We start from the raw sequence: 26,427 nt of genomic DNA, 5'->3' as shown, positions 1-26,427 counted from the left end.
ATGCGAACGTGCCGTCGTGCTGTAACTGTTCTGGCTCTCAGCCTCGCGCCGCTTGCGGCGTGGGCTGCGGTTCCTGTGGTCGATGACAACTCCGGTTATAACAATAGCGGGAGCAGTTATCCGCCTGCGGGTTACGGTACGAACGGCGCCTATGCCGGGGGAGCGGCTTCGGCCCCTGCCTCGGCACAAGGCATGCTGTTCAACCAACTGCAACAGATGCAGGATCACGATTTCTCGCCAGCAAGGCGTGATCGAAGAACTGCAGAATCAGGTTGCGCGCATGAAGCAAGAATCCCTGGAGCGATACCAGGATCTTGATCGGCGCATAGGATCCGGTGTTGCACCAGCCGCGACTCCTGAGAATTCTTCTGCCGGTGGCGACGCAAGTGCTGCTGCCGGTGCTGCTGCCGGTGCCGGGGCTGCTGCTGCGGCCCAAGCGCCTGCCGCGAGCAGTGAACCGGGTGATCCGGCCAAGGAAAAGCTGTATTACGATGCCGCTTTCGACTTGATCAAAGCCAAGGATTTCGACAAGGCCAGTCAGGCTTTTGCCGCTTTCCTGCGCAAATACCCGAACAGCCAATACGCGGGCAATGCCCAGTACTGGTTGGGTGAGGTGAACCTGGCGAAGGGTGATCTGCAAGGCGCAGGTCAGGCGTTCGCCAAGGTTTCGCAGTTGTATCCGAAGCACGCCAAAGTGCCGGATTCGCTGTACAAGCTGGCTGACGTAGAGCGCCGCCTCGGTCACACCGACAAGGTCAAGGGCATTCTGCAGCAGGTGGTTTCCCAATATCCGGGTACCTCCGCCGCTCAGTTGGCCCAGCGCGATCTGCAGCGCATGTAATTCAGCTTCACCCGTTTGGAAGAAACCCGCGCTTGTCGCGGGTTTTTTCGTTAGAATTCACGCCCTTTTTCTGAAACACGCTTCTGGTGATCTACGCGATGGCGGGGTTGCCTGAGGTGCCTGACGGAGGCGGACAGCCTGTTTAGCTGTTACGCCCGTGGCGACTATGCAAGACACATTGAGAATCACCGAAGTTTTCTACTCGTTGCAGGGGGAAACGCGGACTGCCGGGCTGCCCACGGTTTTTGTGCGCCTGACCGGTTGCCCATTGCGTTGCCAATACTGCGACAGCGCCTATGCGTTCAGCGGCGGTACGATCCGCACCCTCGACGATATCCTCGAGCAAGTGGCTGGCTATCGTCCGCGCTATGTCTGTGTCACCGGCGGCGAGCCGCTGGCACAGCCGAACGCTATCCCTTTACTCAAGCGTTTGTGTGATGCCGGTTACGAAGTGTCACTGGAAACCAGTGGTGCGCTCGATATCTCGGCAGTCGATTCGCGCGTCAGTCGTGTTGTCGACTTGAAGACGCCGGACTCGAAAGAGGCTCATCGCAACCGTTACGAGAACATCGAGCTGCTGACCGCCAACGATCAGGTGAAGTTTGTCATCTGCTCGCGGGAAGACTATGACTGGGCGGTGTCCAAGCTGATTCAGTACGGTCTCGAGCGACGTGCAGGCGAAGTGCTGTTTTCCCCAAGTCACCATGACCTGAATGCTCGAGATCTGGCGGACTGGGTGGTGGCGGATAACCTGCCGGTGCGCCTGCAACTGCAGCTGCATAAATATCTTTGGAATGATGAGCCGGGGCGCTGAGATGACTGAACCACTGAACACTGGCGAAAAGCGTGCAGTCATTCTGCTGTCCGGTGGCCTGGACTCGGCCACAGTCGTGGCGATGGCCCGGGCTGAAGGCTATGCCTGCTACACCATGAGTTTCGATTACGGACAGCGTTCGCATGCAGAGTTGCATGCCGCCGCGCGCGTTGCTCGCGACCTCGGTGTGGTCGAGCACAAAGTGATCGGCCTGAACCTGAACGGCATGGGCGGCTCGGCGCTCACCGATACCAGCATTGATATCCCTGAAGCACTGGGCGAGGGCATTCCGGTGACTTACGTGCCGGCGCGCAACACCGTGTTCCTGTCGCTGGCCTTGGGCTGGGCTGAAGTGCTTGGCGCCCGTGACATCTTTATCGGGGTCAATGCCGTGGATTATTCCGGTTACCCGGATTGCCGTCCCGAGTTCATTGAGTCGTTCGAGCGCATGGCCAATCTGGCGACCAAGGCGGGCGTGGAGGGCAATGGCTTCCGTATTCAGGCGCCGCTGCAGAACCTGAGCAAGGCGCAGATCGTCCAGGCAGGTGTGAAGCTGGGTGTCGATTACAGCCTGACCGTTTCCTGCTATCAGGCCGATGATGATGGCCGTGCCTGCGGCAAATGCGACAGCTGCCGCCTGCGAGCGGAAGGCTTCGCGGCAGCCGGTGTAAGCGATCCAACACCTTATTTTTGATTTTTTTCAAAAAGGTGTTGAATAGTCCTTAAAAATCAGTATTATACGCGCCACCACACAGCGGGTCGTTAGCTCAGTTGGTAGAGCAGTTGGCTTTTAACCAATTGGTCGTAGGTTCGAATCCCACACGACCCACCATATTTGGCGGTTTAGAAAATCCGGAAGGCCCACGAAAGTGAGGATTTCCGGGTTTTTTTTTGCCTGCGATTCGGGGGTGTGTTCTTTCCCGGTGTCCGCGCTGACGCAGGTCAGAATCATCTTTTGCATCTACGGGATATTCTGTAGCCTTGCGCAGCTTCAATGTTGTCCGTGCCTGATAATACTCACTCTCCCGGCGGTACCCTCAAGCGGTCCGGAGCCGGGTGTATACTCGACTTTCGCGCGAACGCGCCTGCAGGTCTTGCGAACATGACGCAGATTTCCGAACGCCTACTGGTTCAAGCCCACCTCGACGCCAAACAGCCAAAACCGCTGACTGCCGAGGAAGAGGCTTACTACCGTTCCGCCATCGCCGCCGAGCTCAAGGCTCAGGACGCGGTACTGGTGGCTCACTTTTATTGCGATCCGGTGATTCAGGCCCTGGCCGAAGAAACCGGTGGCTGTGTTTCCGACTCCCTGGAAATGGCTCGCTTCGGCAATGCCCACCCGGCCAAGACCGTGGTGGTCGCCGGCGTTAAATTCATGGGTGAGACCGCGAAGATCCTCAATCCGGAAAAACGCGTGCTGATGCCGACCCTGGACGCCACCTGCTCGCTGGACCTGGGGTGCCCGGTCGACGAGTTCTCGGCGTTCTGCGATCAGCACCCGGAGCGTACGGTGGTGGTTTACGCCAACACCTCGGCAGCGGTCAAAGCCCGGGCTGACTGGGTCGTGACGTCGAGCTGCGCACTGGAGATCGTCGAAAGCCTGATGGACAACGGCGAGACCATCATCTGGGGCCCGGACAAGCACCTGGGCACTTACATTCAGCGCAAGACCGGTGCCGACATGCTGCTGTGGGACGGTGCCTGCATCGTCCACGAAGAGTTCAAGTCCAAGCAGCTTGAAGACATGAAGGCGCTGTACCCGGATGCCGCGATTCTGGTTCACCCGGAATCGCCGACCTCGGTGATCGAACTGGCCGACGCCGTCGGTTCGACCAGTCAGTTGATCGCCGCCGCTCAATCGCTGCCGAACAAGACCCTGATCGTCGCCACTGACCGTGGCATCTTCTACAAGATGCAGCAGCTGTGCCCGGACAAGGTCTTCATCGAGGCGCCTACCGCCGGTAACGGCGCTGCGTGCCGCAGTTGCGCACATTGCCCGTGGATGGCCATGAACACCCTTGAGCGCACGCTCAAGAGCCTGAAAGAAGGGACGAACGAGATCTTTGTTGATCCGGCGTTGATTCCCCAGGCGATCCGACCTTTGAAGCGCATGCTGGATTTCACCCAGGCGGCACGGATGAAGCTGGCCGGCAACGCTTAAGCTCAAAGGCATTACACAAAACCTGTGGGAGCGAGCTTGCTCGCGAAAGCGGTGTGTCAGTCACCATTGGAATCGACTGATACGACGCCTTCGCGAGCAAGCTCGCTCCCACAGTGGTATGGGGTGTCACGAAGTTATTTGGTCTTTTTCGGAATTCGCACGAGGCGGGTGTCGGAATAGATGTCGTGCCAGGTGCGCTTCTGCTTGTCGTACAGCGACCAGAAGAACCCAAGCCCCACGCACAGCCACGAAGCGATCGACACCATGAAGCGCAGCAGCGCCTGCCACAGGCTGATCGCGCTGCCGTCGGCGTTCTGCACACGAATCCCCCACACCTGCATGCCCAGCGTCTGCCCGCCATGGGTCCAGAACTTGGCGAAGAACGCGAACAGCACCAGCAGCAGCACCGTGGAGTACAGCGGATCACCGTCCAGTTGCCCGGCGTCCGTCATCACCCGCAGGCGTTCTTCACCGATGATTGCCGCCTGGATCAGCTTGTAAACGAATCCGGTGACGATCAGCAGGGCGGTGCACAGCAGGAAGTCATAGAACATCGCGGCCAGGCGACGGCCGAGGCCAACGGCAGGAAAGTCGCCCTGTGGGATGAGCAAGGTTTTCGACATGGCAGCCTCTGGACGCAAAATGAAGCGCCATTTTACGGATTCGCGCGCACAAAAAAGCCCCTGATATCAATATCAGGGGCTTTTTCGTAACAGAAATCAGGCTTCTGCTTGTACTTCGTCAGCCTGCATGCCTTTCTGGCCTTGCACAGCAACGAAAGTCACTTTCTGGCCTTCTTTCAGGCTTTTGAAGCCGTTGCCCTGAATAGCGCGGAAATGCACGAACAGATCCGGACCGCTTTCTGGAGTGATAAAACCAAAACCTTTCTCGTCGTTAAACCACTTGACGGTACCGCTCTGACGTTGGGACATTTCTTATTTCCTTTGACGCAAAAATTGATGACAGTCTCTTCCTCATGAAAGAGTACTGGGGCTGGTTGCAGGAGAGTAAGAAGACGTCGAACGGGATGTAGCTAACTTGTAGGCTACTGCCCAGGTCACGATTCCAAGCTGACCCATGCAAACACAGTGGACAAACTCTACGCCAACTACGGGAGAAAAAACAAGCCCCGCGAAGCCCCCGGTTTTCCTGCACTTGCTGGCAGTTAGTCAATTCACTAGTGCGGCTTAGACGATTAGCTCGTTCAATTGTTTTCGAACGTTATAAGCAAAGTTCATATTCGAATCAGATGTTAGAAAATGCACTTTTTTGTGGCGATTGCGTTACACATTAGTGCACGCATAACGCAATCGCGTTACTTATAGAAACAGTCAATCAGCCACGATAGTAGCGTTGTGGAACAAATGGCATTTTGCTTACAAGCATTGGCACCTTTTTCCCACGGACGATTGCCCAAACGGTGGTGTCGAGGGTGACATAAGCGCTGTCGAGGTATCCCATCGCCAGAGGGCCGCCCAGGGTCGGCCCGAAACCGCCGCTGCACACGCTGCCGATGATCTCGCCCGCCTCGTTGACGATTTCCGCGCCTTCACGCACCGGGGTGCGTTCCTGCGGCAACAGGCCGACGCGTTTGCGTGCGACACCATTCTGCTGCTGGGCAAATACCTGTTCCGCCCCCGGGAAGCCGCCGGCTCGCGCGCCGTCGGCACGGCGTGTCTTCGAGATCGCCCACAACAGGCTGGCCTCGATCGGCGTGGTCTCGGTGTTCATGTCGTGGCCGTAAAGGCACAGGCCGGCTTCCAGACGCAGTGAATCGCGGGCGCCGAGGCCGATGGCCTGGACTTCCGGTTCAGCCAGCAGGGCGCGGGCGAGTTTTTCCGCATCGGCGGCTGGCACCGAGATTTCGAAACCGTCTTCACCGGTGTAACCCGAACGGCTGACGAAGCAATCGACGCCCAGCAGTTGCACGCGATTGAACTGCATGAAGGTCATTTTCGCCACGTCCGGCGCCAGCCGCGCGAGCACGGTGACGGCTGCCGGACCTTGCAGGGCGAGCAGGGCGCGCGCTTCGAACAGCTCCGTTATGGTGCACTGATCGCCGATGTGTTTTTGCAGATGCGCCAGGTCCTGATCCTTGCACGCGGCGTTGACCACCAGGAACAGCTCGTCGTTACCGAGGTTGGCGACCATCAGGTCGTCGAGGATGCCACCGTTGTCGTTGGTGAACATCGCATAACGCTGCATGCCCACCGGCAGGTCGATGATATCCACCGGCACCAGGGTTTCCAGGGCTTTGGCGGCATTGGCACCGGTCAGGCGGATCTGGCCCATGTGCGAGACATCGAACAGGCCGGCGTGCTCACGGGTGTGTTGATGTTCCTTCATCACGCCCAGCGGGTATTGCACCGGCATGTCGTAGCCGGCGAACGGCACCATACGGGCACCAAGTTCGAGGTGCAGAGCGTGCAGCGGGGTTTTCGACAGTTGTTCGGTGGACATGCGTGGCTCCTTGAAAATGTGATTCGGGATCGGGGGCAAGATCAAAAGCCCCTCACCCCGGCCCTCTCCCGGAGGGAGAGGGAGCTAGTTACGTTTGTCTCCCGGAGGGAGAGGGTGCCAAGTACGATCGTCTCCCTGAGGGAGGCGGAGTTAAATAAGGTTCAGCATTCGATAATGTTGACCGCCAGACCGCCGCGGGCGGTCTCCTTGTATTTGCTTTTCATGTCGGCGCCGGTCTGGCGCATGGTGCGGATGACCTTGTCGAGGGAGACGAAGTGTTGGCCGTCTCCGCGCATGGCCATGCGTACCGCGTTGATCGCTTTCACCGAGCCCATCGCATTGCGTTCGATGCACGGCACCTGCACCAGCCCGCCAATCGGGTCGCAGGTCAGGCCGAGGTTGTGTTCCATGCCGATTTCTGCGGCGTTTTCCACTTGCTGCACGCTGCCGCCAAGGACTTCGCACAACGCACCGGCGGCCATCGAACAGGCGACACCGACTTCACCCTGACAGCCGACTTCAGCGCCGGAGATCGAGGCGTTTTCCTTGTACAGAATGCCGATGGCGGCAGCGGTCAGCAGAAAGCGCACGACGCCGTCATCGTTGGCTCCGGGAATAAAGCGCATGTAGTAATGCAGCACTGCGGGGATGATTCCCGCCGCGCCATTGGTGGGGGCGGTGACCACGCGTCCGCCATTGGCGTTTTCTTCGTTGACCGCCAGCGCGTACAGGTTGACCCAGTCGAGTACCGACAGCGGATCGCGCAGTGCCGACTCCGGGTTCTTGCACAGTTGCCGATGCAGCGCCGCCGCCCGGCGCTTGACCTTCAGCCCGCCCGGCAGGATGCCTTCGTTTCGGCATCCGGCGGCGACGCAGTCCTGCATCACTTGCCAGATGTTCAGCAGGCCGGCGCGGGTTTCCGCCTCCGGACGCCAGGCGCTCTCGTTGGTCAGCATCACCTGACTGATCGACAGCCCATAAGTGGCGCAATGACCGAGCAAATCCTTGGCGCTTTTGAACGGGAAGGTCAGCGGCGTAGCATCTTCGACAATCCGGTCGGCGCCGGCAGCGTCTTCGTCGACGACAAAACCACCGCCAACCGAGTAGTACTCGCGGCTGCGAATCTGAATGCCGGCGGCGTCGAATGCGCGAAAGATCATGCCGTTGGGGTGATAGGCCAATGGCTTGCGGATCATCGCCAGATGTTCTTTCTCGTTGAACGCAATGCTGTGTTCGCCGAGCAGGTTCAGCTGGCCATTACCGCGAATGGCTTGCAGGCGGGCGGCGACGGTTTCGGTGTCGACGGTGTCCGGGTGTTCCCCCTCAAGGCCGAGCAGCACGGCCTTGTCACTGCCGTGACCTTTGCCGGTAGCGCCCAGCGAGCCATACAACTCGACGCGCACACTGGCGGTTGCGCTGAGCAGGTTTTCCCGGCGCAGGCCTTCGGCGAAGCGCGCAGCGGCACGCATCGGGCCGACGGTGTGGGAACTGGAAGGGCCGATGCCAATCTTGAACAGGTCGAACACGCTTAACGACATGAGTGGTTCTCCTGCGGAGCAGTTGTGAGCTTCAAGTTGCAAGCTACAAGTGAAAGCGGATCGGGTTTTTCCTTGCGGCTTCTATAAGGCCGCAGTGCATGCAGCGAGACACAAGCCGCAAGTAAAAAGCAGATCGGCCCTTACTTGCAGCTTGTAGCTCAAAGCTCGCAGCTGCTTTCCTTAAGCGTAGCTTTCGATCGACGGGCAGGCGCACACCAGGTTGCGGTCGCCGAACACGTTGTCGACGCGGCCGACCGGCGGCCAGTATTTGCCTTCAACCAGCGACGCCACCGGATACACCGCTTGCTCGCGGCTGTACGGGTGGGTCCACTCGCCGACCAGCTCCGCCGCAGTGTGCGGGGCGTTCTTCAGCGGGTTGTCGTCCTTGTCCAGTGTGCCGTTTTCCACTGCGCGGATTTCTTCGCGGATGCGGATCATGGCGTCGCAGAAGCGATCCAGTTCTTCCTTGGATTCGCTCTCGGTCGGCTCGATCATCAGCGTGCCGGCGACCGGGAACGACATGGTCGGCGCGTGGAAGCCGAAGTCGATCAGGCGCTTGGCAACGTCATCGACGCTGATGCCGCTGCTGTCTTTCAGCGGACGCAGGTCGAGGATGCACTCGTGCGCCACCAGCCCGTTGCTGCCGGTGTACAGCACTGGGTAGTGCTCTTCCAGACGACGGGAAATGTAGTTGGCGTTGAGGATCGCCAGTTGCGAAGCGCGCTTCAGACCGGCGCCACCCATCATGCGAATGTACATCCAGGTGATCGGCAGAATGCTCGCGCTGCCGAACGGTGCCGCGCAGACCGCGCCTTCCTTGCGCTCCATCTGGGCGTGGCCCGGCATAAACGGTGCGAGGTGTGACTTGACGCCAATCGGGCCGACGCCCGGGCCGCCACCGCCGTGTGGAATGCAGAACGTCTTGTGCAGGTTCAGGTGGCTCACGTCGCCGCCGAACTTGCCCGGCGCGCAGAGGCCGACCATCGCGTTCATGTTGGCGCCGTCGATGTACACCTGGCCGCCGTTGTCGTGAATGATCCCGCAGATTTCGCGGATACCTTCTTCGAACACGCCGTGGGTCGACGGGTAGGTGATCATCAGTGCAGCGAGGTGTTCGCGGTGCTCGATGGCTTTGGCACGCAGGTCTTCGATGTCGACGTTGCCGCGGGCGTCGCACGCGGTCACAACCACGCGCATGCCGGCCATATTGGCGGTGGCCGGGTTGGTGCCGTGGGCGGACGACGGGATCAGGCAGATGTCGCGGCGCTCATCGCCACGGCTCTGGTGGTAAGCGCGAATCGCCAGCAGGCCTGCGTATTCGCCCTGCGAACCGGCGTTCGGTTGCAGCGAGATCGCGTCGTAACCGGTAGCGGCGCAGAGCATCGCTTCCAGTTCGTCGGTCAGTTGCTGGTAGCCGGCGCTCTGTGCGGCAGGAGCGAACGGGTGCAGTGCGCCGAATTCGGCCCAGGTCACCGGGATCATTTCGCTGGCGGCATTGAGTTTCATGGTGCACGAGCCCAGCGGGATCATGGTGCGATCCAGGGCCAGATCCTTGTCCGCCAGTTTGCGCAGGTAGCGCATCAGCTCGGTTTCCGAGTGATAGCGGTTGAACACCGGGTGGCTGAGGATCGGCGACTGACGCACCAGCGCAGCCGGGATGGTGCTTTGCACCGAGGCGGCCAGTGCCGCGAAGTCCGGCAGGGTCTTGCCGTCGGCGAACAGACTCCACAGGGTTTCAATATCAGCCTGAGTGGTGGTTTCGTCCACCGACAGGCCCAGACGCTGAGCGTCGATCACCCGCAGGTTGATCTGCGCAGCGTGTGCCTTGTCGTGCAGCGCGGCGGTTTGCGCGCCGGTGGCGAGGGTCAGGGTGTCGAAGAAGCTGTCCTGCTCGACGTTGGCGCCCAGTGCGTTCAGGCCCTTGGCCAGAATCGCGGTCAGGTGATGCACGCGGTTGGCGATCTGGGTCAGGCCTTTCGGGCCGTGGTACACGGCGTACATGCTGGCGATATTGGCCAGCAGCACCTGCGCGGTGCAGATGTTCGACGTGGCCTTCTCGCGGCGAATGTGTTGCTCGCGAGTCTGCATCGCCAGGCGCAGGGCCGGCTTGCCGAAACGGTCAACCGAGACACCGACCAGACGGCCCGGCATGTCGCGCTTGAACGCATCCTTGGTGGAGAAGTACGCGGCGTGCGGGCCGCCGAAGCCCAGCGGCACGCCGAAGCGCTGCGCCGAACCGATGGCGACGTCCGCGCCGAACTCGCCCGGGGCGGTCAGCAAGGTCAGCGCCAGCAGGTCGGCAGCCACGGCGACCAGCGCGTTGGCGGCGTGGAAGCGTTCGGTCAGTTCGCGGTAGTCGAACAGGTCACCGTTGCTCGCCGGGTATTGCAGCAGCGCGCCGAAGAACGGCGTCACGTCAGTCAGTTCACGCTCGTCGCCGACGACCACGTCGATACCCAGCGGCTCGGCACGGGTGCGCAGCACGTCGAGGGTTTGTGGGTGGCTGTGGATCGAGGCGAAGAATTGGTGGCTGCCCTTGTTCTTGCTCAGGCGTTTGCAGAAGGTCATGGCTTCGGCAGCAGCGGTGGCTTCGTCGAGCAAGGAGGCGTTGGCGATCGGCAGGCCGGTGAGGTCGCTGATCAGGGTCTGGAAGTTCAGCAGCGCTTCGAGACGGCCCTGGGAGATTTCTGGCTGGTACGGGGTGTACGCGGTGTACCAGGCCGGATTTTCCAGGAGGTTGCGCAGGATCGGCGACGGCGTGTGGCAGTTGTAGTAGCCCTGGCCGATGTAGGTCTTGAACAGCTGATTCTTGCCGGCGATGGATTTGATCATCGCCAGGGCGTCGGCTTCGCTGAGGCCGTCGTCCATGCCGAGCACGCTGGTGCCCTTGATGCTTTCCGGGATCACGCTGGCGCTCAGGGCTTCGAGGGAATCGAAGCCGAGGCTGTTGAGCATGGCTTGCTCGTCAGCGGCGCGCGGGCCGATGTGACGGGCGATGAATTCGTTGGCAGTGCCGAGGTTTACTTGGGTCATGTCGCTACTCCTCAGGCTTCGGCTTGGGCTTTGATCAAACGATCGTAGGCGTCTTGATCCAGCAGTTTCGCCACAGCCGAGGCGTCGCTTGGCTGGAAGCGGAAGAACCAGCCTTCGCCCAGCGGATCTTCGTTGACCAGTTCCGGTGCGTCTTCCAGTGCCGGGTTGATTTCCAGTACGTCGCCATCGAGGGGCATGTACACGCCGCTGGCGGCTTTCACCGATTCCACGGTGGCGGCTTCGGCGCCTTTTTCGTAAGCCTGCAGCTCAGGCAGTTGCACGAACACCACGTCGCCCAAGGCGTTCTGCGCGAAAGCGGTGATGCCGACAGTAACGCTGCCGTCAGCTTCAGTGCGCAGCCATTCGTGATCTTCAGTAAAACGCAACTCGCTCATGGAAACTCCTAAGGGGGCCAGACTCGTCTGGTGGACGCGGTGGAAGGCTCGGGCGGCAAAGCCCTGATTTTATGAACGGTTACTTAGCAAGAACGCGGCCATCTTGAATTTATCGTTATAAATCAATTGGATAGCTATTTATGGCGATGCCGCAGATTGTGTGCGTGTAGCGAAATCGCTACAGCTTGGGGCGGGGAAAAAAGCTGAACGGGATCAAAGCCTTGCACTGTGGTCGCCGGAGGAGGGTGTAGCGATATCGTTCCGCTGTAGCGCTTTCAGTACAGATGGAGGTCGCTTTTGAACGGATTTCGAATCCGTCACAAATCATTGTAGGAGTGAGCCTGCCAGGGGATTTGCGGCGTGATCAGGGCTTGTTGGGAATGCCGTACTTGCGCAGGCGATGGGCGATGGCGGTGTGCGAGGTTTGCAAGCGGCTCGCCAGTTGCCGGGTCGAGGGGTAGCTGACGTAGAGCTGTTCCAGCAGCGATTTTTCGAAGGACTCGACGGCTTGTTCGAGGCTGTCGACATCGCTGTCGGTCTGGCGCGCCACGGAGGTGCCGGCGATGTCGAGATCGCCGATATCGACCAGGCTGCTTTCGCAGATCGCGGCGGCGCGGAAGATCACGTTCTGCAGTTGCCGCACGTTCCCCGGCCAACGATTACCGAGTAGCGCCGGATAGGTGCCGGGGGCGAGGCGGCAGACCGGGCGCTGGATCTGCGCGCAAGCCTGCTGCATGAAATAGCGCGCCAGCAGCAGGATGTCCTGACCGCGTTCGCGCAGCGGCGGCACTTCAACGTTGAGCACGTTGAGGCGGTAGAACAGGTCTTCGCGGAACAGGCCTTCGCTGACCATTTTTTCCAAGTCGCGGTGGGTGGCGCTGAGGATCCGCACGTTGACCTTCACTTCGCGATCACCGCCGACCCGACGGAAGCTGCCGTCATTGAGAAAGCGCAACAGCTTGGCCTGCAAGTACGGCGACATCTCGCCGATTTCGTCGAGAAACACCGTGCCCTGGTTCGCCAGCTCCATCAGCCCCGGTTTGCCACCACGCGCCGCGCCAGTGAAGGCGCCGGGGGCGTAGCCGAACAGTTCGCTCTCGGCGAGGTTCTCCGGCAGCGCCGCGCAGTTCAAGGCGAGAAACGGCGCACTGTGCCGCGCACTGATGGCATGGCAGGCGCGAGCCACCAGTTCTTTACCGGTGCCGGTTTCGCCCTGAATCAGCAGCGGCGCGTCGAGGGCCGCGACCCGTTGCGCGCGCGCCTTGAGGGTGCGGATCGCCGGGGATTCGCCGAGCAATGCATCGAAACCTTCGGCGTGGTCGTGGTGCAGTGCCGACAATTGTTCGCCGATGCGGTTGGGTTGATAGAGCGTGAGCAAGGCGCCGGCATCGGTGATCGGTGTGGCGTCGAGCAACAGGGTCTGGCCGTTGACGGTGATCTCGCGCAGCGGCAGGCGGAAGCCTTGCTCGAGCAGGGTGTCCAGCAGGCCGGGATCGTTGAACAGCTCGGAGACGCTTTCCCCCGCCGGTTCACGCCCGTACAGCGCGATCAAGGCCGGGTTGGCCAGCAACACCTTGCCGGCGCTGTCGAGGGCCAGCACCGGGTCGGTCATCGCCGCGAGCAAGGCATCGAGCTGCAAGTGCCGACGCTGGCCGGGGAGGATGTCGACGACCGTCACCGCTTCCACACCGCGCACGCGAAACAGTGCATCTTTCAGCTCTTCGAGCACTTGCGGGCTCAGGGTCGGGGCGTCGATGTAGACGTTGGGTGGAATCATCTCCACCGCATCCAGATTGAGATTGCGCCCACCGAGGATAGCCAGGACTTCCTGGGTGATGCCGACGCGGTCGATGAAGCTGACGTGGATACGCATGGGGCGGTTCAGTGATCTGCAGTGCGAAGGGTGGCAAGTATGCCTTAAATCAAAAACACCCTCACCCCAGCCCTCTCCCGGAGGGAGAGGGGGCCGATAGTGGAATGCTCACGAGGTACGCCGATCTGAAAATACGGCTGTGAATCACGAGGTACGTCGACCTGAAAAATAGGGCTGTGAATCCAAAATCGACCCGGTCTTTCAGGTCGAAGCCTGTCATCTGACACTTCGGTCAGCCCGTCTCCCTTCGGGAGAGGGGCCGATAGTGGAGTGCTCACGAGGTACGCTGACCTGAAAATACGGCTGTGAATCCAGAATCGACCCGGTCTTTCAGGTCGATGTCTGTCATCTGACACTTCGGTCAGCCCGTTTCCCTTCGGGAGAGGGGGCCGATAGTGGAGTGCTCACGAGGTACGCCGACCTGAAAATACGGCTGTGAATCACGAGGTACGCTGACCTGAAAAATACGGCTGCGAATCCATAATCGACTCGGTCTTTCAGGTCGATGTCTGTCCTCAGACACTTCGGTCAGTCCCCTCTCCCTTTGGGAGAGGGCTAGGGTGAGGGGCTTTTGAGGTTACTCGAAGTGCTCGAGATTGACCGGGTCGCCGGATTTCATATCGAGCTGCTTACGGATGTCTTCGAACATCAGATCGTAATGCTTGTGCACCGAGCCGATCTGGCTGTGGGTTCTGGGGATGCCGTATTTCTCGGCGATTCGTGTCACGTTGTTGGCAAAGTTGTAAGCCTCTTCCTTGGGCAGGAAGAAGGTCTCTTTCATGTCCTTTCCCTGAAGGCTGCCATGCATCGTGAACTGGATGCCTTTGCCTTTTTGCGGATCGGTGAACACTTCATAGTCGAGGCACACGTTGTAACTGACGTCATCTGGCGTCAATGCGTGCCGCTCGATATGCAAATGACCAGGTTCGAATTGGGCCATGGGTTTCTCCTTTCAAGGCATGGGAGAAGGGCAGACCCTGGGTCTGCCCCCGGAGTTTCTATTTATCGATAACGGATGCCCGGCTTCGCGGTGCTGACGCGAGTACCGGCGGTGCCCTGGACGATCGCTTCGATGTCCGCGAGTGAGCCGATCACCGCGACCTTGCCAGTATGGCGTGCGAATTCGCATGCTGCCTGCACCTTCGGTCCCATGGAACCGGCGGCGAAGCCCAGCCGTTCCAGTTCATCCGGATGCGCCTCGGCGATGGCTTTCTGCGTTGGCTTGCCGTAGTCGATGAACGCCGCGTTGACGTCGGTGGCGATCACCAGCAAATCGGCTTCCAGCTGTTCAGCGAGCAGCGACGAGCACAGGTCCTTGTCGATCACCGCCTCGATGCCCTTGAGGTGGCGATTCTCGTCGTACATGGTCGGAATCCCGCCACCACCGGCGCAGATGACGATGCTGCCCTTGTCCAGCAGCCACTTGATCGGACGGATTTCAAAGATGCGTTTCGGCCGTGGGCTGGCGACCACGCGGCGGAACTTGTCACCGTCCGGGGCGATGGCCCAGCCTTTCTCGGCGGCGAGTTTTTCCGCTTCGGCCTTGTCGTAGACCGGGCCGATCGGTTTGCTCGGGTTCTGGAAGGCCGGGTCCTTGGCGTCGACTTCAACCTGGGTCAGCAGGGTGGCGAATGGCACCTCGAAGTCCAGCAGGTTGCCCAGTTCCTGTTCGATGATGTAGCCGATCATGCCTTCGGTTTCGGCACCGAGCACGTCCAGCGGGTAAGGGGTGACGGAGGTGTACGCCGCCGCCTGCAGCGACAGCAGGCCGACTTGCGGGCCATTGCCATGGGCGATGACCAACTGGTTGCCGGGATGGATCTTGGCGATTTGCTCGGTGGCGATGCGGATGTTGGCGCGCTGGTTGTCAGCGGTCATCGGTTCACCACGGCGGAGCAGGGCGTTACCGCCCAGAGCTACGACGATACGCATGGTGCATGTCCTTCTAGAAAACAGTGAGTTCGTGCAGGACGAATACGATCCCTGTGGGAGCCGGGCTTGCCCGCGATGGCGGTGTATCAGTCAGCATTGCTGTCGGCTGACACACCGCTATCGCTGGCAAGCCAGCTCCCACAGTGACCGTGTCGATCAATTACAGATCAGCCAGGGTCGAGACCAGAATCGCCTTGATCGTGTGCATGCGGTTTTCCGCTTGCTCGAAGGCGATGCAGGCGGGCGACTCGAACACGTCGTCGGTCACTTCGATGCCGTTGGCCAGGTGCGGATACTGCTCGGCGATCTGTTTGCCGACCTTGGTATCGCTGTTGTGGAAGGCCGGCAGGCAGTGCATGAACTTGGTGCGCGGGTTGCCGGTGGCTTTCATCAGTTCGGCGTTGACCTGGTACGGCAGCAGTTGCTGGATACGTTCGGCCCAGGCTTCCACCGGTTCACCCATCGACACCCAGACGTCGGTGTGGATGAAGTCGACGCCCTTGACGGCGGCTTTCGGGTCTTCGGTCAGGGTGATGCGTGCACCGCTTTCTTCCGCGTATTTGTTGCAGCGCTCGACCAGATCGTCATGCGGCCACAGGGCTTTCGGCGCGCAGATGCGCACGTCCATGCCGAGTTTGGCGCCAACCAGCAGCAGCGAGTTGCCCATGTTGTTGCGGGCGTCGCCGAGGTACGCGTAGCTGATTTCATGGATCGGCTTGTCGGCGTGCTCACGCATGGTCAGCACGTCGGCGATCATTTGCGTCGGGTGATATTCGTCGGTCAGGCCGTTGAACACCGGCACCCCGGCGAACTTCGCCAGCTCTTCGACGATTTCCTGTTTGAAGCCACGGTACTCGATGGCGTCGTACATGCGACCCAGCACGCGGGCCGTGTCTTTCATGCTTTCCTTGTGGCCGATCTGCGAGGAGTTCGGGTCGATGTAGGTGACGTTGGCGCCCTGGTCATAGGCCGCCACTTCGAACGCGCAGCGGGTGCGGGTCGAGGTTTTTTCGAATATCAGGGCGATGTTGTTGCCCTTCAGGTGTTGCTGCTCGGTGCCGGTGTACTTGGCGCGTTTCAGATCGCGGGACAGGTCGAGCAGGTAACGCAGCTCACGTGGGGTGTGGTGTTCCAGGCTGAGCAGGTTACGGTTGTGAATGTTAAAAGCCATGATGGATCTCCTTCGGTGTCGGTTATCCCCCTGGCCGCACTTTATAAGTGCCGGCCAGGGCTCAGAGGTTTAGTAATCGATTGGTTCGCGGATGATCGGGCAGGTCATGCAGTGGCCGCCGCCACGGCCGCGGCCGAGTTCGCCGGCGCTGATGGTGATGACCTCCACGCCCGCCTTGCGCAGCAGGGTGTTGGTGTAGGTGTTGCGGTCGTAGCCGATGACCACGCCCGGTTCCACGGCCACCACGTTGTTGCCGTCGTCCCATTGCTCGCGTTCGGCGGCGAAGCTGTTGCCGCCGGTTTCCACCACGCGCAGCTTCGGCAGGTTGAGGGCTTTGGCCACGGTGTCGAGGAAGTTGGTTTCTTCGCGGCGAATGTCGATGCCGCCCTGTTTGCTTTCGTCAGGGCGCAGGGTGAACGCGACGATCTGGTTGACCACTTCCGGGAAGATCGTCACCAGGTCGCGGTCGCAGAAGCTGAACACGGTGTCCAGGTGCATCGCGGCGCGGGACTTCGGCAGGCCGGCGACGATGACTTTCTCCACGGCTTTGTTCTTGAACAGGTTCAGCGCCAGTTGGCCGATGGCCTGGCGAGAAGAACGTTCGCCCATGCCGATCAACACCACACCGTTGCCGATCGGCATCACGTCGCCGCCCTCAAGGGTGGCGCTGCCGTGATCCTTGTCCGGGTCGCCGTACCAGATCTCGAAATCGGCGTTGGTGAACTGCGGGTGGAATTTGTAGATGGCGGTGGCCAGCAGGGTTTCCTGACGGCGCGCCGGCCAATACATCGGGTTCAGCGTCACGCCGCCGTAGATCCAGCAGGTGGTGTCGCGGGTGAACTGGGTGTTCGGCAGCGGCGGCAGAATGAAGCTGGAGTGGCCGAGGAAGTCGCGGAACATCTGGATGGTCTTGCCACCGAAGCTGTCTGGCAGATCATCGGCCGACACGCCACCGATCAGGAACTCGGCGATGTGCCGTGGCTCTAGGCTTTTCAGCCAGGATTTGACTTCGCTGATCAGGCCCAGGCCCACCGAGTCGGCGGTGACCTTGCGGTCGAGAATCCAGTCCAGCGCTTCAGGGATGGCGACGATGTCGGTCAGCAGGTTGTGCATTTCCAGCACGTCGATCCCGCGTTCACGCATCTTGGTCACGAAGTCGAAGTGGTCGCGCTTGGCCTGGGCGACCCACAGCACGTCGTCGAACAGCAGTTCATCGCAGTTGTTCGGGGTCAGCCGCTGGTGGGCCAGACCTGGGGAGCAAACCATGACTTTGCGCAGTTTGCCGGCTTCGGAATGGACGCCGTACTTAACTTTTTCCGTGGTCATTGCAGTGATCCTCCAGAGATAAAATTTTGGGCAATTACAGAGTCAGGAAGCCGTCGTAGAGACCGTAGGCAGCCACCAGGGCACCGACGACCACCGCGGCGAAAATCAGCTTCTCGACGTTGGTGAAAACCGCTTGTTTGAGTTCGAGCTTGGCCTTGGCGAACAGGATCGCGCCGGGGGCATACAGCAGGGCCGAGAGCAACAGGTACTTGACGCCGCCGGCGTACAGCAGCCAGACCGCGTAGACCAGGGCGATGCCGCCGATGATCAGGTCCTTGCGCCGCTCGGCCGCGAAGCCTTCGTAGGTTTCGCCACGCACCGCGATCAGCAGGGCGTAGGCCGCCGACCACAGGTACGGCACCAGAATCATCGAGGTGGCGAGGTAGATCAGCGACAGGTAAGTGCTGGCCGAGAACAGAGTGATGATCAGGAAAATCTGCACCATCGCGTTGGTCAGCCACAGGGCGTTGACCGGTACGTGGTTGGCGTTTTCCTTACGCAGGAACTCCGGCATGGTGTGGTCTTTGGCGGCGGCGAACATGATCTCCGCGCACAGCAGCACCCACGACAGCAGCGCCCCCAGCAGCGAGATGATCAGCCCGACGCTGATCAGCACCGCGCCCCAGTGACCGACCACGTGCTCGAGCACGGCGGCCATCGACGGGTTCTGCAACTTGGCCAGTTCTGGCTGAGTCATGATGCCCAGCGACAGCACGTTCACCAGCACCAGGAACAGCAGCACGGTGATGAAGCCGATTACAGTGGCCTTGCCCACGTCGGTGCGTTTTTCTGCCCGCGCCGAGAAGATGCTCGCGCCCTCGATGCCGATGAACACCCACACGGTGACCAGCATCATGTTGCGCACCTGGTTCATCACGCTGCCCAGGTCGGGGTTTTTCAGGCCCCAGATGTCAGCGGTGAAGATGTCCAGTTTGAACGCGAAGACCGCGATCAGGACGAACAGCAGCAGCGGCACGACTTTGGCGACGGTGGTCACCAGGTTGATGAACGCCGCCTCCTTGATCCCGCGCAGCACCAGAAAGTGCACGGCCCACAGCAGCACCGAGGCGCCGATCACCGCAGCAACGGTGTTGCCCTCGCCGAAGACCGGAAAGAAATACCCGAGGGTGCTGAACAGCAGAACAAAGTAACCGACGTTGCCCAGCCAGGCACTGATCCAGTAACCCCAGGCGGACGAGAAACCCATGTAATCGCCAAATCCGGCCTTGGCGTAGGCGTAGACGCCGCCGTCCAGGTCAGGTTTGCGATTGGCGAGGGTCTGAAAGACAAAAGCGAGGGTGAGCATGCCGACTGCGGTGATGGCCCATCCGATCAGGACCGCGCCGACGTCGGCGCTGGCGGCCATGTTTTGTGGTAACGAAAATATCCCGCCACCGATCATTGAACCGACTACCAATGCAACGAGTGCACCGAGTCGTAGTTTTCCGGGAGCTTCAGACATTGCATAACTCCATTGCAGGAGAGAAGAGTTCACAGCGTAGTGCTGTTATCTGTACAAACAGCTGACTTGGATCAGTTCATGGTCACATTCCATTGTTAATGAATGACTTATGAAAAGACTGGTGGCATAAAGCTGCTGCCTGAAGAGCCCTGTTCCAGAGGCTTTCGGCAGATGTGGTTGGGAATTGCTCCTATTACTTTCGAATTATCACGCTAGTTGCTTTTCAGCTTTTGGCAAATTTTTGGCATCTGTTTTCAATACAGAATCGATTAATCAGGATTGGTGCACAAAACGGATTAACCGTGTTATGCGTTAGCGTTGTTGGCTATATATAAAAGGCGTTAATTGGCGTTATTCAATAAACGTACTTACGCTTATCCGTTTAGTTAATACCCAGAAATAGACACACCTTGTGGCGAGGGGATTTATCCCCGATGGGTGGCGTAGCCGCCCCAGATCCATTCAGCGCGGTGCATCAGGCAGAACGAGTTCTCAGGTTTTGGGGCGGCTTCGCCACCCATCGGGGATAAATCCCCTCGCCACAGGTATAAACAGGTTTCGAGAACCTTTGTCAGGAAGAGGGAGACTGGAATGTCGCAACCGACGCAAAAGCTGCGACTGGGGGCGTTGATCGCCTTGGTAGTGGGTTCGATGATTGGCGGGGGGATTTTTTCCCTGCCGCAGAACATGGCGGCCCGCGCCGATGCCGGGGCGATCCTGATCGGCTGGGGCATCACCGCCATCGGCATGCTGACCCTGGCGTTCGTGTTCCAGACCCTGGCCAATCGCAAACCCGAACTGGACTCCGGTGTCTACGCTTACGCCAAGGCCGGGTTTGGCGACTACATGGGGTTCTCGTCGGCGTGGGGTTACTGGATCAGCGCCTGGCTGGGCAACGTCGGTTATTTCGTCCTGCTGTTCAGCACCCTCGGCTACTTCTTTCCGGTTTTCGGTCAGGGCAACACCCCGGTCGCCATTGCCTGCGCGTCGGTGTTGTTGTGGGCCGTGCATTTTCTGGTGATGCGCGGGATCAAGGAGGCGGCGCTGATCAACCAGTTGACCACCATGGCCAAGGTCGTGCCGTTGATCATGTTCATCGTCATCGCGGCGCTGGCGTTCAAGGCAGATATTTTTACCCGTGACATCTGGGGCCACAGCAACCCGAATTTTGGCGGGGTGATGGATCAGGTGCGCAACATGATGCTGGTCACGGTGTTCGTGTTCATCGGCATCGAAGGCGCCAGCGTCTACTCGGCGCGAGCAGAGAAACGCAGCGACGTCGGCCGCGCCACGGTGATTGGTTTCATCGGGGTGCTGGCGCTGCTGGTGCTGGTCAACGTGCTGTCGCTGGGGATCATGAGCCAGCCGGAACTGGCGACCTTGCAGAACCCTTCGCTGGCGGCGGTGCTCGAGCATATCGTCGGGCCGTGGGGCGCGTTGTTGATCAGCGTCGGCCTGGCGATTTCCCTGCTCGGTGCGTTGCTGTCGTGGGCATTGCTGTGCGCGGAAATCCTCTTCGCCACGGCCAAGGACAAGACCATGCCGGCGTTCCTGAAAAAGGAAAACAAGAACCACGTGCCGGTCAACGCACTGTGGCTGACCAACGTGATGATCCAGATTTTCCTGTTGATCACGCTGTTCTCCGCAGGCACCTACACCAGCCTGATTTACCTGGCCTCGTCGATGATTCTGGTGCCGTATTTGTGGTCGGCGGCGTACGCGGTGCTGTTGAGCGGTCGCGGCGAAACCTATGAGCACGCGTCGGCCGAGCGCACCAAAGACCTGCTGATCGGCGGCATCGCCCTGTGCTACGCGGTGTGGTTGTTGTACGCCGGCGGAGTGAAGTATCTGCTGCTGTCGGCGTTGTTGTATGCGCCGGGGGTGTTGCTGTTCGCCAAGGCCAAGCGTGAGCAGGGCGAGCCGTTGTTCACCCATGTCGAGAAAGCGATTTTCACCTGCGTGATCATCGGCGCCGGGCTGGCGGCGTACGGTTTGTACAGTGGTGTGCTGTCGCTGTGAGGTTGATGCTGGCCTATCGGCCACCCTATGACTGGACGGCGATGCTGGGCTTTCTCGCTGCACGGTCAGTGGTCGGCATGGAAACCGTGGTGGACGGCGTGTACTCGCGCAGCATCGGCGTGAACGGTGTCCACGGCTCGCTGTCGGTCTGGCCGGGGAGGGGCGATGCGCTGGAGGTCGAGCTGGATTTTCCCGATCCGGCAGCACTGCCCGAGATTGTTGTGAGGCTGCGGCGGCTGTTTGATCTGGATGCCGATCTGCCGTCGATGCAGCGGCATCTGGCTGACGACCCGTTACTGGCGCGGTTGATCGCCGAACGTCCGGGGCTGCGAGTGCCGGGGGCGTGGGACGGTCTGGAGCTGGCCTTTCGTGCGGTACTCGGGCAGCAGATTACCGTGGTCGCGGCGATCCGGCTGGCGGGGAAACTGGTGGCGCAGTATGGCGCGCCGTTGTGCTCGGCGGTACCGGGTTTGGCTCGAGTATTTCCCGATGTCCAGGTGCTGGCGGCGGCTGATCTGGCGGCGCTGGGCATGCCGAAAAGTCGTGGACGGACGCTTTCGGGCATGGCGCAGGCGCTGCTGGAAGATCCGCTGTTGTTCGAGCCGGGGCGCGAGAGTGGCGTGGCGCGTTTGCTGGCGTTGCACGGGGTCGGCGAGTGGACGGCGCAGTACATCGCGTTGCGCCAGTTGCGCGATATGGACGGGTTTCCCCATGGCGATGTCGGGTTGCTGCGGGCGCTGGAGGTGCTGGAAGGTGTGCGACCCGCAGCGCGGGAACTGGCTGATCGGGCTGAGGCCTGGCGACCCTGTCGCGGGTATGCGGCGCAGGTGTTGTGGACGTCTTTGAGCGCTGTGCCCGCAGCCCAGCCGTCTCCTGGAGGGAGAGGGGGCTGACCGCGGTGTCTTTCGTGAGACATCGACCTGCAAGATCGAGTCGATTATGGATTCAACTTCGATCTTTCAGGTTGGTGAGCCACTTCAATATCCCCCAATCAGTCCCCGCGCCTCGGGGAGAGGGTCAGGGTGAGGGGCTGTTATTAAAACCACTGTGGGCGATGCGTACCCAATTCGCTGGCCGGCAACGCCCACTGCAGCGGCGTTCCGCTGATTTTCAGCGGTGCCAGCAGCCGGTGTGCCGGCCCCCAGGGTGTCTGCTCCAACACTGAGTTTTGATCCTGCGCATCTTCGGCGCGCAACGCCTCGCTCGTCCCCGGCCCATGCTCAATCAACAACTTCGCCGTGCGCGCCAGTGACAGACGCGCCGCGCCACCCCGACCAGTCTTTAAACGTTCAGTCAAAAGGCGCATCGCACTCGCCGCCAGCAGATACCCGGTCGCATGGTCCAGCGCCTGCACCGGCAGTGGCGTTGGCTTGTCAGCGGTTTTCCAGCGCTGCCCGGCCTCGGCGATGCCGCTGCTCATCTGCACCAGGCTGTCGAAGCCGCGGCGGTTCTGCCACGGGCCGCTCCAGCCGTAGGCGTTGAGGCAGACGTCGATCAGCGCCGGGGCCAGTTGTCGGCGGCGCTCGGCGCCGAAACCGAGGTGTTCCAGCGCGTCGGCGCGGTAGCCGTGCAACAGGATGTCGGCGTCCTTGAGCAGGTTTTCAAACACCGCACGATCTGCCGGAACATGCAGATCCAGCCGAGCGCAGCGTTTGCCAAGGGTGACTTCCGGGACCACGCCTGGTTCGTTCCAGCCCGGTGGGTCGATACGCAGCACGTTCGCACCGAGGCCCGCAAGAAAACGGCTGGCGGTGGGGCCGGCGAGTACGCGGGTCAGGTCCAGCACCTTGAGGCCGGCCAGCGGTTGCGCCGCCGAGCCTTGCCACACACTGACGTTTCCAGCCTGCGAATGGATGACATGCACCAGCGGTTCGGCATTCACCGCCATTCCCTGCGGATGCTGCTGCCACTGTGCCCAACTGCGCATTTCGGCGGCGCAGCCCTTGGCCTCGACCAGTGCTTGCTCCAGATCGGCACTGGTCCACTGCGCGACTTTTGCTGCCATCGCGGCACGGTCGGCGCAGGCGCCGAGCACACGTTCAGCGGCGGCGCGGTGGTGCGGGGCGTTAGTGTGCAGGCGGATCCAGCCGTCCCGGGTTGCGTAGTCACCGGCCACCGCATCCCACAGTGGTGGGACTTCCCAGCCCATCGGACGCAACGAGGTGGCGAACCAGAACGAGGCCAGTCTTCGGTCGACTTCGACGGCGGGCAAGTGTCCGGTTTGTTGCTGGAGCAGTTCGCTGACGGCCTGACCGGCCGCGGCGATGCTCGCGCAGGCCAGGTCGGTGACGGCGAATGCCGAGGGCAGGGCGCCCTGTGCGGTGAAGGGAATCGGCGTGTGCGGCAAGCCGAGTGCGGCTTGAATGGACGTGAGCAGATCAGTCATCGAAGGCCCTCCGGAAGAGAGGGCGATGATAGTGCAAAACAATCTCGAGTCAGATGAAAACGCCAGCGGGTGAACACTCACCACTGTGGGAGCGAGCTTGCTCGCGAAGAGGTCATCACATTCAACATCATCATTGAATGGCAGACCGCATTCGCGAGCAAGCTCGCTCCCACAGGGTTCAACGGTGTGGCTTATACGCGGAACTGATCCATCAACTTCATCTGCTGACTGGCCAGTGCATTGAGCTGGCTGCTGATCGCCGCCGACTCAGTGGCTTGCTCGGTCAGTGTCTCGGTGACGGTGCGAATCGCCGAGACATTGCGGTTGACCTCTTCGGCCACTGCGCTCTGCTGCTCGGCGGCGCTGGCGATCTGCAGGTTCATGTCGCTGATCACCGTCACCGCATCGCTGATCTTGCCCAGTGCGTCCACCGCCTGACGGATCTGCCCGGCGTTGTTGTGGGCCTGGGTCTGGCTCGAGTGCATGGTCGCGACCACGCCACGGGTACCAGTCTGGATGCGCTCGATAACGATGCGGATTTCTTCCACCGAATCCTGGGTGCGTTTGGCGAGGTTGCGCACTTCATCGGCCACCACCGCGAAACCACGGCCGCTCTCACCGGCACGGGCCGCTTCGATGGCGGCGTTCAGGGCCAGCAGGTTGGTCTGTTCGGCGATGCTGCGGATCACTTCCAGCACCGAGCCGATTTGCTCGCTGTTGACCGCCAGCGCTTCGACTTCGGTCACCGCTTTGCTGACTTCGTCGGCCAGTTGATTGATGTCGCGGGTGCTGCGTTCGATGATCGACATGCCGTCCCTGGCCGATTGATCGGCACCCTTGGCCGCGTTTGCGGCGTTCGAGGCGCTGTTGGCGACGTCGTGGGCGGTGGCGCTCATTTCGTTGGACGCGGTGGCGACCTGATCGATTTCGCGGAACTGCACCTGCATGCCTTCACTGGTCTGGCGCGCAATTTCCGAAGACTGATCGGCGGTGCCCCGGGCCTCGGTGATGCTCTGCTTGATCTGGGCGATGGTCGGTTGCAGCTTGTCGAGGAAGCGGTTGAACCAGTTCACCAACTCGCCCAGTTCGTCCTTTTTGCTGTAGTTCAGACGCTGAGTCAGATCACCTTCACCGCTGGCAATGTTCTTCAGCATTTCGGCAACGCTGTTGATCGGCCGGGTGACGCCGGACGCGGTCAGCCAGATCAGCAGCAGACCAATCAGGCCGGCGACCACAGCGACCAGCAGCGCGGTGATCACACCGGTTTCCTGCGCGTCGTCGAGCACCGCTTGCAGCTTGACCGAGTCGGCCAGCAGCACCTGTTTCGGCAGGTCGATGACCACGCCCCAGGCCCGCGAGTTGCCAATCGGGTCGACCGGATACACGGCGCGAATCAGCTCGCCCTGTTCGAGAATCTTCGGTGTGCCGCTGTTGATCAGTTGCAGCAGGTCCTTGCCGTCGGCGCCGAGGGTGTCAGTGATTTTCTTGCCGACCTTGGTTGCGTCGGAACTGTCGGCACCGAGCACGCCGCTGCCGGAGACGATCAGCATGTGCCCGGCGTTGTTGAACAGGTTGCGCTGGGAATCCACGGCGGCCGCTTGCAGGGCGTCGAGGGCGATGTCGACCCCGACCACGCCAATGGCCTTGCCGTCGACGATCAGCGGCACGGAAATGGTCGTCATGAGCATTTCCTTGCCACCGACGGTGTCGGCGTACGGGTCAAGCAGGCAGGTACGTTTGTTGTCGCGAGGGCAGGTATACCAGCTGTTGTACGGCGTGCCGCTGAGGCTGAGGGTGGTCTTGGTCATGTCTTCTTCGACCATGATCGTGTTCAGCGCCGAGCCGGCAGCGCGGCTCCAATACGTCGCGAAACGCCCGGCCTCGTTGGACTGACGTGCGGCGTCATTGACGAACTCACTGTCCTTGCCGTCGAGGCCGTTGGGTTCGAAGGCGAGCCAGATGCCGAGCACTTTGTCGTTGCGCTCGAAGGCGGTCTTCAGGCTCAGGTTCAGCTCTTCGCGCAGGGCGCCGGCGTCCAGCGAACGCTTGGCGGCCATCACCCGCATGTCCTTGATCTGGTCGGCCAGGGCGGTGATCACCGTCAGGCTTTCGCCGAAGGTTTTCTGCACCCGCACTGCTTGTTCCGCAGCCTTGGCCTGCAACAGGTTCTGCACGCTGGCGGTGAGCAACTTGTTGCTGGAGTCGCTGACCAGTTCGTCGTTCTGGTTGGTCTGGTAAATGTTCATGCCGACGATCAACGCGACCACACCGAGCAGGCACAGACCGGAGAGCAGGACGATTTTCAGGCGAATGGAGAGAGAGTCGAACATGGGGCGATCTCGTGAATGAATAAACGGGTGGCTTCGGGTACGCACGACCCGTTTCGCCAAATCCATTCAGCGCCATGCCATGCACATCGGCGCCTGGCGCAGGTGCATGAGGACGTTGCCGACGAACGGTCAGCGCTAAACGTTTGCGCAGGGGATTGTGCTGAAAAGGCGATTAATTACAGGGAAGTTTCAGGCTGATGAACGCCGGAGTGTTTTTGTGCTGATGAGGCTTTTGTGGCGAGGGAATCAGGCAGGGATAGATTCCGGGCGCGACCAGATCCACAGATTGCCCAGGCTCATCCCGGCAATCGCCAGGTAAACCGGCCAGCCGTGATCGAGCATGATCAGCATCAGTGTCGCGCACAGCAGCATGCTGACCGTGGCGCTGACCTTGGCTTTACGCGCGATGATCTTGCCGTTGCGCCAGTTACTCAGGATCGGCCCGAACAGCCGATGGTTTTCCAGCCAGGCACTCAGGCGCGGCGAGCTGCGGGTCGCGGCCCAGGCGGCGAGCAGGATGAACTCGGTGGTCGGCAGGCCGGGCACGACGATGGCAATCAGGCCAATGCCGAGGCTGACGTAGGCCAGCAGGCCGAACAGCAGGCGGGCGAGTTTCGAGGAGGCGGGTTGCGGCATGGGCTCGGGATTGCAGTGAGGCGAAACGGGGATTCTACAGGCTTGCAGAG

General features: G+C 60.8%; 19 protein-coding genes, 1 tRNA gene and 3 pseudogenes. 7 read left to right on the top strand and 16 right to left on the bottom strand.

The features are described 5' to 3' along the window. The 5 genes and pseudogenes from ybgF to nadA all read left to right on the top strand — a co-directional run bounded on the left by ybgF (position 1) and on the right by nadA (position 3,816). A pseudogene (gene ybgF, locus ACXX9E_RS27130) lies at positions 1 to 841 on the top strand (tol-pal system protein YbgF). Positions 842 to 1,007: 166 nt separating this feature from the next. Then, a complete protein-coding gene (gene queE / locus ACXX9E_RS27125; RefSeq protein WP_123467196.1) occupies positions 1,008 to 1,655 on the top strand; it encodes a 7-carboxy-7-deazaguanine synthase QueE in 648 nt (215 codons plus the stop codon). A gap of 1 nt (position 1,656) precedes the next feature. Further along, complete coding sequence (gene queC / locus ACXX9E_RS27120; RefSeq protein WP_186748200.1) at positions 1,657 to 2,349, top strand: 7-cyano-7-deazaguanine synthase QueC; 693 nt, start codon at positions 1,657 to 1,659, stop codon at positions 2,347 to 2,349. Positions 2,350 to 2,411: 62 nt separating this feature from the next. Beyond that, positions 2,412 to 2,487, top strand: a tRNA-Lys gene (locus tag ACXX9E_RS27115). Between the two features lie 270 nt (positions 2,488 to 2,757). Next, positions 2,758 to 3,816: a quinolinate synthase NadA gene (gene nadA / locus ACXX9E_RS27110; RefSeq protein WP_003227499.1), complete on the top strand. Its 1,059-nt coding sequence runs from the start codon at positions 2,758 to 2,760 to the stop codon at positions 3,814 to 3,816. Between the two features lie 134 nt (positions 3,817 to 3,950). On the opposite strand, the gene ACXX9E_RS27105 is transcribed toward nadA, so the two are convergent. From ACXX9E_RS27105 to arcD (ACXX9E_RS27050), 12 genes are all read right to left on the bottom strand, one after another. Further along, the gene (locus tag ACXX9E_RS27105; protein ID WP_186748201.1) at positions 3,951 to 4,439 is read right to left on the bottom strand and encodes an RDD family protein; all 489 of its coding nucleotides are present in this window, start codon (positions 4,437 to 4,439) and stop codon (positions 3,951 to 3,953) included. A gap of 96 nt (positions 4,440 to 4,535) precedes the next feature. Next, complete coding sequence (locus tag ACXX9E_RS27100; RefSeq protein ID WP_003175786.1) at positions 4,536 to 4,748, bottom strand: cold-shock protein; 213 nt, start codon at positions 4,746 to 4,748, stop codon at positions 4,536 to 4,538. 403 nt (positions 4,749 to 5,151) lie between these two features. Then, a complete protein-coding gene (gene gcvT, locus ACXX9E_RS27095; RefSeq protein ID WP_267799112.1) occupies positions 5,152 to 6,276 on the bottom strand; it encodes a glycine cleavage system aminomethyltransferase GcvT in 1,125 nt (374 codons plus the stop codon). Between the two features lie 161 nt (positions 6,277 to 6,437). Continuing rightward, positions 6,438 to 7,814 carry an L-serine ammonia-lyase gene (locus ACXX9E_RS27090; RefSeq protein WP_128613969.1) on the bottom strand — a complete coding sequence of 459 codons (1,377 nt, stop codon included), beginning with the start codon at positions 7,812 to 7,814 and terminating at the stop codon, positions 6,438 to 6,440. A 180-nt stretch (positions 7,815 to 7,994) separates the two neighbouring features. Then, the gene (gcvP, locus tag ACXX9E_RS27085; RefSeq protein ID WP_458556479.1) at positions 7,995 to 10,847 is read right to left on the bottom strand and encodes an aminomethyl-transferring glycine dehydrogenase; all 2,853 of its coding nucleotides are present in this window, start codon (positions 10,845 to 10,847) and stop codon (positions 7,995 to 7,997) included. Positions 10,848 to 10,858: 11 nt separating this feature from the next. Then, entirely contained in the window at positions 10,859 to 11,242 is a 384-nt protein-coding gene (gcvH, locus tag ACXX9E_RS27080; protein WP_123467185.1) for a glycine cleavage system protein GcvH, read from the bottom strand. A 364-nt stretch (positions 11,243 to 11,606) separates the two neighbouring features. Then, complete coding sequence (gene gcsR, locus ACXX9E_RS27075) at positions 11,607 to 13,115, bottom strand: transcriptional regulator GcsR (protein ID WP_186748206.1); 1,509 nt, start codon at positions 13,113 to 13,115, stop codon at positions 11,607 to 11,609. A gap of 577 nt (positions 13,116 to 13,692) precedes the next feature. Further along, entirely contained in the window at positions 13,693 to 14,055 is a 363-nt protein-coding gene (locus tag ACXX9E_RS27070; RefSeq protein ID WP_123467181.1) for a DUF5064 family protein, read from the bottom strand. A 62-nt stretch (positions 14,056 to 14,117) separates the two neighbouring features. Beyond that, a complete protein-coding gene (gene arcC, locus ACXX9E_RS27065) occupies positions 14,118 to 15,047 on the bottom strand; it encodes a carbamate kinase (protein WP_186748764.1) in 930 nt (309 codons plus the stop codon). 160 nt (positions 15,048 to 15,207) lie between these two features. Then, positions 15,208 to 16,218 carry an ornithine carbamoyltransferase gene (locus ACXX9E_RS27060; RefSeq protein ID WP_128614871.1) on the bottom strand — a complete coding sequence of 337 codons (1,011 nt, stop codon included), beginning with the start codon at positions 16,216 to 16,218 and terminating at the stop codon, positions 15,208 to 15,210. 69 nt (positions 16,219 to 16,287) lie between these two features. Further along, positions 16,288 to 17,544 carry an arginine deiminase gene (gene arcA / locus ACXX9E_RS27055; RefSeq protein ID WP_458556478.1) on the bottom strand — a complete coding sequence of 419 codons (1,257 nt, stop codon included), beginning with the start codon at positions 17,542 to 17,544 and terminating at the stop codon, positions 16,288 to 16,290. 34 nt (positions 17,545 to 17,578) lie between these two features. Further along, on the bottom strand, positions 17,579 to 19,006 hold the full coding sequence (gene arcD / locus ACXX9E_RS27050; protein ID WP_123467173.1) for an arginine-ornithine antiporter: 1,428 nt from the start codon (positions 19,004 to 19,006) through the stop codon (positions 17,579 to 17,581). A 591-nt stretch (positions 19,007 to 19,597) separates the two neighbouring features. Between arcD (ACXX9E_RS27050) and arcD (ACXX9E_RS27045) the strand changes: the two genes are divergently transcribed. Both arcD (ACXX9E_RS27045) and ACXX9E_RS27040 read left to right on the top strand, forming a co-directional pair. Continuing rightward, entirely contained in the window at positions 19,598 to 21,025 is a 1,428-nt protein-coding gene (gene arcD, locus ACXX9E_RS27045) for an arginine-ornithine antiporter (protein WP_186746688.1), read from the top strand. After that, complete coding sequence (locus ACXX9E_RS27040; RefSeq protein WP_458556477.1) at positions 21,022 to 21,918, top strand: DNA-3-methyladenine glycosylase family protein; 897 nt, start codon at positions 21,022 to 21,024, stop codon at positions 21,916 to 21,918. The genes arcD (ACXX9E_RS27045) and ACXX9E_RS27040 overlap by 4 nt, the downstream gene beginning before the upstream one ends. Before the next feature lie 143 nt (positions 21,919 to 22,061). Here ACXX9E_RS27040 and ACXX9E_RS27035 read toward each other — a convergent pair whose 3' ends face one another. The 4 genes and pseudogenes from ACXX9E_RS27035 to ACXX9E_RS27020 all read right to left on the bottom strand — a co-directional run bounded on the left by ACXX9E_RS27035 (position 22,062) and on the right by ACXX9E_RS27020 (position 26,377). Further along, a complete protein-coding gene (locus tag ACXX9E_RS27035) occupies positions 22,062 to 23,411 on the bottom strand; it encodes a CoA transferase (RefSeq protein ID WP_128615077.1) in 1,350 nt (449 codons plus the stop codon). A gap of 191 nt (positions 23,412 to 23,602) precedes the next feature. Next, positions 23,603 to 24,130, bottom strand: a pseudogene (locus ACXX9E_RS27030) (methyl-accepting chemotaxis protein); the annotation flags it as partial. A gap of 330 nt (positions 24,131 to 24,460) precedes the next feature. After that, positions 24,461 to 25,468 (bottom strand): annotated as a pseudogene (locus ACXX9E_RS27025) (methyl-accepting chemotaxis protein); the annotation flags it as partial. Positions 25,469 to 25,987: 519 nt separating this feature from the next. Continuing rightward, on the bottom strand, positions 25,988 to 26,377 hold the full coding sequence (locus ACXX9E_RS27020; RefSeq protein WP_123467163.1) for a YbaN family protein: 390 nt from the start codon (positions 26,375 to 26,377) through the stop codon (positions 25,988 to 25,990). Positions 26,378 to 26,427 lie beyond the last annotated feature (50 nt).

Source organism: Pseudomonas sp. GNP014, from assembly GCF_054344005.1.
The sequence above is the reverse complement of the archived record's forward strand: the minus strand, read 5'-3'. Positions and strand labels throughout refer to the sequence as shown.